Raw genomic sequence first — 8,836 nt, 5'->3', positions numbered from 1 at the left:
AGCGGAGAGGGCAGGATTCGAACCTGCGAAGGCGGTAAAACCCGACCCGGACCAAAATCCAGGCCCCCGATAAACCACTCCGGGCACCTCTCCTCGTTCCCGGCCGGTCTCCCGTGCCGTTCACAAGAATTACTATGGCAGCTCCCTCTGACGGGCTGCTGACGTCCGGTTGACCGGATCGGCAGCCAAAGCCTTTCCTCCGGATCGGCGAGCGGTGCGTGCCAGGGCACGCGAGCCCGGCATGATCCGGCCGAGAGGCCCTGGGGCTGCCCGGCGCCGGGGCGACGCGTCACACCCCGGCGGGCAGCACCGGCTTCTCACCCCACCAGCCGCTCCATACCCGCGTGGGCCTGTTCCTGACTGCCTCTCAGCTGCGGATCCGCCGTCAGCACCAGGTGGTAGAGCCGCTTGACCAGGCCGGAAGGCTCGATACCCAGCCCCTCGTCGAGCGTGTCCCGCAGCCGCCGGTAGGTCTCCAGAGCCTGCCAGGCGCGGCCGGCCCTGTACTGGGCGACCATCAGCTGCGCGTGCAGCCCCTCGTGCATCGGATGCTGGGCGGTCAGGGTGGTCAGTTCGCAGATGAGGTCGTTGTGCCGGCCCAGCCGCAGGTCGGCCCCGATCCTCTTCTCCAGCACCCCGAGCCTGGCCTCCTCCAGTCGCATGACGTCGATCTCCAGCACCTGCCCGGCCTTGACGTCCACCAGAGCCGGCCCCTGCCACAGGCGCAGGGCGTGCCCCAGGATCTCGGAGGCGGCGTGGTCGTCGCGAGCGCCCAGCGCCGCGTCGCCCGCACGGACGAGTTCCATGAACTGATGGGCGTCCACTGCCCCTGGCCGGACCGCGAGCAGATACCCCCCGTGCGCGGTGACCAGGATGTCCTTCGGGCATAGGCCCGAGCCGCTGATGGCCCAGGAAAGGTGGCGCCTGACCTGAAGTATGTAGGTCTGCAAGGTCGTGGAAGCGCTGCGCGGAGGTCTCTCCCCCCAGAGTTCCTCCATGAGTGTGGAGGTCGGGACCAGTTGCCCCGCCCGCATCGCGAGCAGTGCCAGGACCTGGCGTGGCTTCGCCGCACTGGGCACGAACGACTTCCCACACTTCTCCGCGGCGAGAGAGCCCAGCAACTCGATCTTCACAGGATCATCTCCTCAAGTGACCGAATACCGCGCAAGGTTCGCATAGGAAACATCCGGCCAGCGAGGTATCTGATCACACGAGGCATGGGAATTGCTCAATAGGTAACCGTGAATCGACCACAATCGGTCGACTGACTCACTTAAGTGAAAGCGGCAGGCGCCCCGCACCGGCGGAGCACGTAGGCACTCCCTCCCCCGATCGTCGTAGGCCGACCGGAGAACGCCACCGGCGCCGCGCACACGGAGGGGATCACGGCGGCAGGGAAGAGCCCCTGCGCAGGCCGGGCTCCGAGACGCCCGCGCACCCGTCACCCGCAGGCCCGCACAGAAGACTACGGCGCGCTTTCCCCGGGCCGGAGCCCTCGCGGGCCATCCCCACACCCGCGAGATGAAAGCTTCACCTCATAACCATGATTCGCACACTGTCTACCACTTCTGTACGTCCGAAGAATGCACGCCGACAGCGCTCATCCCTGGTCAACGAACGGAAGGTAATGACACCCATGCTCAGTACCACCATGCTCGCCGCCCCCAGGAACACCACGGCCCCGCGTCCCGCACCGGCCCAGTTGACGGTGGAGAGCCTCGACTCGGCCATGGACGACTCGGCTGTCGCCTTCACGTACTGCATCCTGCAGGACGACGCCGAGGACACCTGTCGCAACGCTCAGGCCGGGCAGCGCCGGCAGTGACCGATCTGAGCCGGGACGACCATCCCGCCACGGCCGAGGACACCTCGGTACTCGTGGGTTTCAAGAGTCATCTGAAGCCGATGGTCGTCCGTGGGGAGGCCGTCTACCTGATGTCGCGGCGCGGGGTCACCGCGCTGCGCGGAACGCCGGCCGAAGTACTGGTGCCCCTCCTCGACGGCACCCGCTCCCCCGCGGCAGTACTGCGCGAGGCCTCACCCGCCCTCACGGCGGACGAGGCTCGTGACGCACTGCGCCGGCTCAGCGATGCCGGACTCGTCCGGTACAGCCCGCGACCCGGCCGGACGGACCCTTCGTCCGACCGGGCCGCGGAGGCCTACTGGGATCTGGCCGGGCTCGACGGCGTGCGTGCCACACGGACGCTCGCCGAGGCCTCGGTCCGTATCCTGCCCCTGGCCGGCACCGACGCGGAGCCGGTACGGGAGGCGTGCCTGGCGTCCGGCATCCGTCCGGACGACTCCGCCGGCTTCACACTCGTCCTCTGCGACGACTATCTCTCCCCCGAACTCGCCGAGGTGGACCGGGCGCACCGCTCCGCCGGAGCGGCCTGGCTGCCCGTGCTGCTCTGCGGTACGGAGCCCTGGGTCGGCCCCTTCTTCGGCACCGGCGACGGGGCCTGCTGGTCCTGTCTGGCGACCAGGCTGCGCCTGCACCGCCGCGCGGAACGGGCCGTCCAGCACACGCTCGGCCTGGACCGGCCGCCCGCCGCTCCCCCGGTCTCGCTCCCGGCCGGGCGGGCGCTCGCGGTGCACACCGCCGTGCTGGAGGCCGCCAAATGGCTCGCCGGCCTGCGCTACCCGGGGCAGTCCTCGATCCACGTACTGGACACGCTCACCCTGGCATCCCGTTCCCATCCGGTGCCCAAGCTCCCCCAGTGCGCCGTCTGCGGCGATCCGGAGCTCGTGGCGAAACAGGTGCGCGCCCCCTTCGTCCCCGTGTCCCGGCGCAAGACCGGGCAGGGCGGCAACGGTCACCGCGCCCTGACGCCCGAGCAGATGCTGGAGCGCTACGGGCATCTCGTCGAACCGGTGACCGGAATCGTCAAGGGCGTCCGCCGCGCCCCACGGGCCCCCGGCTTCACCGAGACCTATCTGTCGGGCCACAACCTCGCGGTCGGCGCCCATAGCCTGTCCGGCCTGCGGGCAGGGCTGCGTGCCCTCAGCGGGGGCAAGGGGCTGACCCCGGCCGAGGCACGCGTCAGCGCACTGTGCGAAGCGGTGGAGAGGTACAGCGGCACCCGGCACGGGGACGAGCCCACCGTGCGCGGCAGCTACCGCGAGCTGGCGGCCGACGCCGTCCTGCCCAACTCCTGCCAGCTCTACCACGACCGGCAGTTCGAGGAACGCTCGCACTGGAACGCGACCGGCTCCCCCTTCCAGTACGTCCCCGAGCGCTTCGACGAGAACCGGCCCATGGACTGGACCCCGGCGTGGTCCCTGACCGGGCGCACCCACCGCCTGCTGCCCACGTCCATGGCGTACTTCCCCTCCGGCCCGGCCTCACCGCACGAGCCACGCGCCGACTCCAACGGCAACGCGGCCGGCGGCAGTCCGGAGGACGCGGTGGTCCAGGGCTTCCTCGAGCTCGTGGAACGGGACGCGGTGGCGCTCTGGTGGTACAACCGCACGCGGCAACCGGCTGTCGATCTGCGCGCCTTCGGCGCTCCCTACCTCACCACGCTGCTCGACGGCTACCGGAGCCTGCGGCGGGAGGTATGGGTGCTCGACCTCACCTCGGACTTCGGGATTCCCGTCATGGCCGCCCTTTCCCGGCGTACGGACGTGCCCGCCGAGGACATCATCTTCGGCTTCGGGGCTCATTTCGATCCGCGTCTCGCCCTGCGCCGGGCAGTGACCGAACTGGGACAGATGCTGCCCGCTGTAGCCGAAGTACAGGCCGACGGCTCCGGTTACGGCGTCGCGGATCTCGAACCCCGGAATTGGTGGCTCGGTGCCACTGTCACAAATCAGCCATACTTGCGCCCGGACGAAAGCAAGGCGGCGCGCCCACCGGACGCCTGGGAGTACGTTCCCCGACCTGACCTGCGCGACGACATCTCCGCCATCACCGACACGGTCGCCTCGAAAGGCATGGAGCTGTTGGTCCTCGACCAGACCCGCCCCGACGTCGGACTTCCCGTTTTCAAGGTCATCGTGCCCGGGATGCGACATTTCTGGGCGAGGTTCGCACCTGGTCGCCTTTACGACGTCCCCGTCGATCTGGGGCGGGTGGCACAGCCGACGGCGTACGAGGACCTGAATCCCACACCTTTGTTCGTGTGACCAGATCACGATCCCACCGAGTGTCACTCACCACCTGCCCACGTGTCCTCGCTTCTCCACGGCCATAGACTCCTGCGAGGACGCGCACCGGCTGGTGAAAGGGATCGAGTGGACATGGCTTCCCCGGACGGAAGACATCCGGAGGCACCGCTCCCTCACCCGGGCACCACGGTGCCGCCCGCCCGCCTCGCCCAGTTCATCCTCACCGCGGCGCTGCTCAGCTATCTGACCATCACCATGCTCAACCTGGTGAGCCAGCACCCGGGCGGACCGGCCGTCGCCTCGGCGGCGGTGACCCTCCCCCTCATCTTCCTGCTCCAGCTCCATCACTCCGCCGCCGGCGCACGCGGCGCACCCCTCCGGCGCCGGCTCCTCACCCTCTCCGTCCAGGCCCTCCTCACCTACGGGCCGCTCCAGTGGATCGGTGTGCTGTGGGGTTCGATGGCCGGCTTCCTGGCGGGATCCCTGCTGCTGCTCCTTCCGGCCCGATGGTCGTGGCCGCTCTACGGAACGGCCAGCCTCGTCCTCATCGCTCCGGGAATCATGGAGCACCGCTCCGTCATCGACATCGTGTACATGTGCCAGACCACCGCGCTCACGGGTCTCGTCGTCTACGGGTTGTCGCGCCTGTCCGTGCTCATCGTCGAACTGCACCGCACCCGGACCGAACTGGCGAACATGGCGGTGGCCACCGAGCGTCTGCGCTTCGCACGGGACCTGCACGACCTCCTGGGCTTCAGCCTGTCCGCCGTCACGCTGAAGAGCGAGCTGATCCACCGCCTGATCCGCACGCAACCTGAACGCGCGCGAGAAGAGGTCGAGGAGGTCCTCGCCATCTCCCGGCAGGCGCTCGCGGACGTCCGCCGGGTGGCCAGCGGTTACCGTCAGATGTCGCTCGTCGCGGAGATGGCGTCCGCACGGGGCGTGCTCACCGCGGCCCACATCGACGTGCGGGTGGAGGCCGACGCCGAGGTCAACCGGATCAGCCCGCAGACCGGCACGGTCTTCGCGACCGTACTCCGGGAAGGCGTGACCAATCTCCTCCGGCACAGCAAGGCCGCCCACTGCACGATCGGCGCCCGGGTCCAGGACGGGAGGGCGGTGCTCACCATCACGAACGACGGGGTCCCGCCGACGCCGTCCGCACCGTCACAGCACGGCGGGTCAGGGCTGAGCAACCTCGAACGGCGACTCCACGCGGTGAACGGCAGGCTCACCGTGGAACGCGGGCCGGGACCGGACGGCTCCGGCCGGTACTTCCGGCTGGTCGCCACAGCTCCGCTGCGCGTCGACGACGTGCCCTCCAGCCGCTGCGGTGACATCGATCCGTCGCCCTCGGCCGTGGAGTCAGCGCGACCCTGAGTTCTTATCATCGAACAAACGTTCATTTTCATGTGTACATCGACCGCGGGGGCCCTGGTGATACGCGTACTGCTCGCCGAAGATCTGAACATGGTCAGAGGGGCTCTGGTCGCCCTCCTCAACCTGGAGGAGGGCATCTCGGTCGTCGCGGACGTCGAACGCGGCGACCAGATCGTGCAGGCCGCACGGGAGCACCGGCCCGACGTGGCCATCCTCGACATCGACCTGCCGGGGCTTGACGGCCTGACGGCGGGCGCACTGCTGCACGAGCAGGTCCCCGAGTGCCGGGTCCTGATCCTCACCAGCCTGAGCGCCCCGGGCACACTGCGCCGGGCGATGTCGGGCCATGTGTACGGCTTCCTCGCCAAGGACGCCCCGCCCGACCAACTGGCCGAAGCCGTACGCCGGGTGGCAAGCGGCAGCAGGGTCGTCGACCCGCAACTGGCCATGGCCGCCTGGGGCGTGGGTGAGAGCCCGCTCACCGCCCGGGAGTCGGAGGTGCTCCAGCTGGCCGCCGAGGGGTCGGAGGCTTCGGAGATCGCCACCCGGCTCTATCTCTCCAAGGGCACGGTGCGCAACTACCTGACCACCATCGTCTCCAAACTCAACGCGCGTAACCGGGTGGATGCGGTACGCATCGCCCGGGAGTCGGGCTGGCTGGTCTGAGACACGCAAGGGGTGGTCCGCTCCACGGCGCACACCATGGAGCGGACCACCCGACAGGTCCGCCTGCGATCAGCGGTGAGGAAGAGACTGGGTCGTCCTCGTCACGTCGGCACGACCGGACCGGCTCACAGCTGACCTTCTCCTCGCCGGCGTGGAAACCGGGCCGGACCGCTGCCCGCGGCCCGAGGAGTGATCACCGACTGCTGCCGGACGGACCGACCGACGGCTATCGCGGGCCTCTGCCCGGCAGCACCGTTCCTGGCTCGGCGGACGCCACGCCCGTCCCTTCCGTCTTGGGGTTGCGCTGTTCCCGTCTGGCCACCCAGGTCGCGAACCAGGAGAGCAGCATGCACATTCCGATGTAGATGGGTGAGATCACCATGACCACGGGGATGAACGGGAGGTCGTAGTCGAGGTTCGACGCGATCAGTTTGCCCGCGTGGAGGAACTCCTCGTAGGTGATCAGATAGCCCAGCGAGGTGTCCTTGAGCGCCACCACCAGCTGGCTGATGATCGTGGGCAGCATCGCACGGACGGCCTGGGGGGCCAGGACGAAGGTCGTGACCTGCGTCTTGCGCATGCCCAGGGCGTACGCCGCCTCCCGCTGTCCCCGCTCCACGGAGTGGATACCCGTACGGAAGACCTCGGCGAGCACGGAGCCGTTGTAGAGGGTCAGCCCGGCCACGAGGGCGGGCAGCGGCTGGACCTTGAGGGCGACGAAGATGAAGAAGATCATCACCAGCACGGGCATGGCCCGGAAGAACTCGACCAGCAGCGTCGACACCCAGCGCACCGGTCTGTGCTCGGAGAGCCGTCCCACGGCGAGCACGGCCCCGAGCAGGAGCGAGAGGACCGCCGCGTAGGCGAAGGCCTTGAGGGTGTTGCCCAGCCCACGGAGCAGCAGTTCCTGGATGCCCTGGTAGGTGAAGGGCGTCCACTTCGCGCTGGTGAACTGGTCGGTGTCGAAGAGCAGATAGAGGACCCAGCCGAACAGGGCGAGGATCACGGCCGTCGAGATGAGCCCGTAGGTGAAGTGGCGTCTGCGCGTGACGGGCCCGGGAATGTCGTAGAGCGCGGATGCGTGAGCGGTGGTGTGGGTCATCGGGCGACTCCCCAGCGCTTCTCCAACACGTTGAAGATCGCGCTGATGGCGAGGGTGATGATCAGGTATCCGACGGCGATCCAGACGAAGGACCAGATGATGCTGTAGCCGAGTTCATTGAGCGTCTTGTACGTCCCCAGCAGCTCCGTGACGCTGAAGGCCCCGGCGATCGCCGAGTTCTTGGCCAGCGCGATGAGCGTCGAGCCCACCGGCGGGATCACCGAGCGGAAGGCCTGCGGGAGCACGACGTTGCCGAGCGTCTGCTTGAAGGACATCCCGAGGCTGCGCGCCGCCTCGCCCTGCCCCGTCGGCACGGTGTTGATGCCGGAGCGCAGGGCCTCGCAGATGAAGGCCGAGGTGTAGCAGCCGAGGGCGAGCACCGCGAAGACCTGGAAGGGCAGGACCAGGCCGAAGCGCGGCAGACCGAGCAGTACGGCGAAGAACAGCAGCGTCAGCGGGGTGTTGCGGAGGACCGCCACCCAGACGGTTCCGATCGCCCGGAGCGAGCCGACGGGAGCGACCCGGAACGACGCCATGACGAAGCCGAGCACGAGCGCCAGGATCGAGGCGTACACGGTGAGTTCGACGGTTCCGAGGAAGCCCTTGCCGTAGAGCGACCAGTTCTCTGTCAGTACGTCCATGTCGGTGGCCCGCCCCTCAGTTCGCCGGGTAGCGGTCGATGGGCGGCGGCGTCGGCGCGGGTACCCCGGACAGGCCCAGCGTCGCTTCGAACGCCTTCTTCCAGTTGCCGTTCTTCTCGTTCTCCTCCAGCGCGTCGTCGAGCGCGAAGCGCAGCGCGTTGTCGCTGCGCGGGACACCGATGCCGTAGGGCTCCTCGGAGAAGGGCTTGCCGACGACCTTCATCTCGTCGGGCGCCTTGGCCGCGAAGCCCAGCAGGATGGCGTCGTCCGTGGTGACGGCGTCGACCTGGAAGGTCAGCAGGTTGTCGACGCAGATCGAGTAGGTGTCGTAGGCGACGAGGTCCGCCTCGGGATAGTCGGCGGCGATGCGCTGGTACGGGGTGGAACCCGCGGCCGAACAGACGGTCTTGCCCGCCAGGTCCTCGGGGCCGTTGATGTCGTTCTCGTCGGTGCGCACCAGCAGTCCCTGGCCCGCCATGTAGTACGGGCCGGCGAAGCCGACCAGCTTCTTGCGCATGTCGTTGATCGTGTAGGTGCCGACGTAGTAGTCGATCTGCCCGTTCTGGAGTGCCGTCTCGCGGTTGGCGGAGGCGATGGTCCGGAAGCGGATCGTGTCCGGCTCGAAGCCGAGGGAGGCCGCCATCATGCGGGCGATCTCGATGTCGAAGCCGGAGTAGACACCGGTGGCCGGGTCCTTCTCCCCCAGGTACGGCTGGTCCTCCTTGGCCCCCACGACGAGGTGTCCACGGCGCTTCGCCTTCTTCCAGGTCTTCGACTCCGGCAGTTCGAAGCCGGTGTCGACCGTGTACTGGGGAAGCGCCTCCGCCTTCGGGCCCTTGACCGGCGGGCTGCCCTCCCTGCCGCACCCGGCGGCGAGCGCGGCGGTCAGGAGGCAGGCCAGCACGGCCGCGATGTTTCTCGTACGCAACACTGGGCCCCC

8 protein-coding genes and 1 tRNA gene are annotated in these 8,836 nt (G+C 68.7%); 4 read left to right on the top strand and 5 right to left on the bottom strand.

Going from position 1 to position 8,836, the window contains the following annotated elements:
- Positions 1-2: 2 nt before the first annotated feature.
- Positions 3-93: transfer RNA gene (locus ABZY45_RS29735), tRNA-Gln, on the bottom strand.
- 224 nt (positions 94-317) lie between these two features.
- Positions 318-1,133 (bottom strand): AfsR/SARP family transcriptional regulator, encoded by an 816-nt coding sequence (locus ABZY45_RS29730; protein ID WP_356744843.1) that lies wholly within the window; start codon positions 1,131-1,133, stop codon positions 318-320.
- A 503-nt stretch (positions 1,134-1,636) separates the two neighbouring features.
- Between ABZY45_RS29730 and ABZY45_RS29725 the strand changes: the two genes are divergently transcribed.
- From ABZY45_RS29725 to ABZY45_RS29710, 4 genes are all read left to right on the top strand, one after another.
- Positions 1,637-1,825, top strand: coding sequence for a hypothetical protein (locus tag ABZY45_RS29725; RefSeq protein WP_356744841.1), 189 nt, complete (start codon positions 1,637-1,639; stop codon positions 1,823-1,825).
- 80 nt (positions 1,826-1,905) lie between these two features.
- A complete protein-coding gene (locus ABZY45_RS29720; protein WP_356744905.1) occupies positions 1,906-4,125 on the top strand; it encodes a TOMM precursor leader peptide-binding protein in 2,220 nt (739 codons plus the stop codon).
- Positions 4,126-4,239: 114 nt separating this feature from the next.
- Entirely contained in the window at positions 4,240-5,487 is a 1,248-nt protein-coding gene (locus ABZY45_RS29715; protein WP_356744839.1) for a histidine kinase, read from the top strand.
- A gap of 30 nt (positions 5,488-5,517) precedes the next feature.
- Complete coding sequence (locus ABZY45_RS29710; RefSeq protein WP_356744837.1) at positions 5,518-6,153, top strand: response regulator transcription factor; 636 nt, start codon at positions 5,518-5,520, stop codon at positions 6,151-6,153.
- A 226-nt stretch (positions 6,154-6,379) separates the two neighbouring features.
- Here ABZY45_RS29710 and ABZY45_RS29705 read toward each other — a convergent pair whose 3' ends face one another.
- Genes ABZY45_RS29705 through ABZY45_RS29695 form a run of 3 tightly spaced genes read right to left on the bottom strand, consistent with a single transcriptional unit; the run spans position 6,380 to position 8,827 of the window.
- Entirely contained in the window at positions 6,380-7,255 is an 876-nt protein-coding gene (locus ABZY45_RS29705) for an amino acid ABC transporter permease (RefSeq protein WP_356744835.1), read from the bottom strand.
- Complete coding sequence (locus ABZY45_RS29700; RefSeq protein WP_356744833.1) at positions 7,252-7,896, bottom strand: amino acid ABC transporter permease; 645 nt, start codon at positions 7,894-7,896, stop codon at positions 7,252-7,254. The genes ABZY45_RS29705 and ABZY45_RS29700 overlap by 4 nt, the downstream gene beginning before the upstream one ends.
- Before the next feature lie 16 nt (positions 7,897-7,912).
- Positions 7,913-8,827, bottom strand: a complete 915-nt coding sequence (locus ABZY45_RS29695; RefSeq protein ID WP_356744831.1) for a glutamate ABC transporter substrate-binding protein — start codon at positions 8,825-8,827, stop codon at positions 7,913-7,915.
- Positions 8,828-8,836 lie beyond the last annotated feature (9 nt).

The organism is Streptomyces sp. NPDC006516 (assembly GCF_040611875.1).
Taxonomy (GTDB): domain Bacteria; phylum Actinomycetota; class Actinomycetes; order Streptomycetales; family Streptomycetaceae; genus Streptomyces.
Note: the sequence above shows the minus strand (reverse complement) of the source record. Positions and strands in the feature narration are given on the sequence as shown.

Coding starts and splice junctions, on each gene's coding strand:
- ABZY45_RS29725 (WP_356744841.1), top strand. CDS start 1,637: ATGCTCAGTACCACCATGCTCGCCGCCCCCAGGAACACCACGGCCCCG.
- ABZY45_RS29720 (WP_356744905.1), top strand. CDS start 1,906: ATGGTCGTCCGTGGGGAGGCCGTCTACCTGATGTCGCGGCGCGGGGTC.
- ABZY45_RS29715 (WP_356744839.1), top strand. CDS start 4,240: ATGGCTTCCCCGGACGGAAGACATCCGGAGGCACCGCTCCCTCACCCG.
- ABZY45_RS29710 (WP_356744837.1), top strand. CDS start 5,518: ATGTGTACATCGACCGCGGGGGCCCTGGTGATACGCGTACTGCTCGCC.
- ABZY45_RS29705 (WP_356744835.1), bottom strand. CDS start 7,255: ATGACCCACACCACCGCTCACGCATCCGCGCTCTACGACATTCCCGGG.
- ABZY45_RS29700 (WP_356744833.1), bottom strand. CDS start 7,896: ATGGACGTACTGACAGAGAACTGGTCGCTCTACGGCAAGGGCTTCCTC.